This window comes from Nguyenibacter vanlangensis (genome assembly GCF_013376155.1).
Classification (GTDB): domain Bacteria; phylum Pseudomonadota; class Alphaproteobacteria; order Acetobacterales; family Acetobacteraceae; genus Gluconacetobacter; species Gluconacetobacter vanlangensis.
In genome coordinates this window covers 1-1,428 of record NZ_JABXXP010000693.1, presented here as the reverse complement: position 1 = coordinate 1,428, position 1,428 = coordinate 1, and the positions used below count along the sequence as shown (strand labels likewise).

Genomic DNA, 1,428 nt, shown 5'->3' with positions numbered 1-1,428 from the left:
ATGTTCAGGCGGGACCGAGCAGCGCGCGGGCCGCGTCGCCGGGAGAGGGCTGGCGCAGCAGGCTCTCGCCGACCAGGAACCCGCTGGCGCCGATCTCGCTGAGCCGGACGACGTCCTCATGCGTGCGGATTCCGCTTTCGGAGACGACGATCCGGTCGGGCGGCACCAGGGGGGTGAGTTGTATCGTTGTCTCAAGATCGGTCTTCAATGTCTTGAGATTGCGGTTATTTATGCCGATCAGCGATGTGTCCAGGGCCAGGGCCCGGTTCAGTTCGGCTTCGTCATGCACCTCGACCAGAACGTCCATGTCCAGGCCGCGGGCGATATCGAGCAGTTCCGATGCCTCGGTATCGGTCAGGGCGGCCATGATCAGCAGGATACAGTCGGCGCCGATGATGCGGCTTTCATGGACCTGCCACGGGTCGAGGATGAAATCCTTGCGCAGGATCGGCAGGCGGCTGGCCTCGCGCACCCGCTGGAGGTCTTCGGCGCAGCCATGGAAGCATGACCCCTCGGTCAGGACGGAGAGGCAGGCGGCGCCGGCTTTCTCGTAGTCGGCGGCGATGCCGGCCGGGTCGTATTCGGGGCGGAGGATGCCGGCGGAGGGCGAGGCCTTCTTGATTTCCGCGATCAGGCCGATCTGGCGGTCGGCGGTGCGCTGCTTGAGCGCCTGGCCGAACCCGCGGGTGGGGGTATCGACCTCACGCGCGCGGGCGACGATGTCCTTCAGCGGCGTGATGGTGGCGCGCTGGGCGACATCCACGCGCGTCCGGGCGCAAATTCGGGCCAGGACGTCCGGAAGGACATCCGGGTCGGGGACGGTACCGCAATCGGCATGAACCTGATTCGTCGGCATGTCGGTCATCATACGCTCTGTATACTCTCCTCCGCGCTGCCCGGCCGGGGGGCGCGTGCGGAATTCAATGCGGCCAGTGCCGATCCGTCATCGAGGACGCGGGCGGCGTCGGCAACCAGGGCACGCAGGGCGTCCGTTCTGATCGCCCCATCGTGAAGCACTTCACCCCGGCCCGCAACGTGCAACGATATGGCGGCGTTCAGCAGCACCGTGTCGCGATAGGCGCCGTGCGCTCCGCCCAGCAGGGCCGCCAGGGCGCGGGCGTTCTCGGCCGGGTCGCCGCCGGCGATCGCCGCGATCGGCGCCGCGCGCAGGCCGGCATCCTCGGGCTGGAGGGTCAGTTCATGGATCCGGCCGTCCTGCAGCGCCACGATGTCGGTCGGGCCGGCCAGGGTGAGTTCGTCCACGCCCCTGCCCGGCTGCGCGCCGCGGTTTTCGCCGCAGTTCCCGTGGACCGCCCAGACGCGTTCCGAGCCGAGGTCGCGGAGTGTCTCGACGACCGGGCGAAGCCAGGACGGGTCGTACACCCCGACGAGCTGGCGCCTGACCCCGGCCGGGTTGCTGAGCGGCCC

At 69.0% G+C, this 1,428-nt stretch carries 2 protein-coding genes; both read right to left on the bottom strand.

Features of this window, described 5'->3' with window-relative positions:
* Window positions 1–4 precede the first annotated feature (4 nt).
* A complete protein-coding gene (gene trpC / locus HUK84_RS18110; protein ID WP_176641483.1) occupies window positions 5–856 on the bottom strand; it encodes an indole-3-glycerol phosphate synthase TrpC in 852 nt (283 codons plus the stop codon).
* Window positions 857–864: 8 nt separating this feature from the next.
* Window positions 865–1,428, bottom strand: a 564-nt coding sequence (locus HUK84_RS18105; RefSeq protein ID WP_374729384.1) for an anthranilate phosphoribosyltransferase, incomplete at its 5' end; no start/stop codon positions are given.

Coding starts and splice junctions, on each gene's coding strand:
- trpC (WP_176641483.1), bottom strand. CDS start 856: ATGCCGACGAATCAGGTTCATGCCGATTGCGGTACCGTCCCCGACCCG.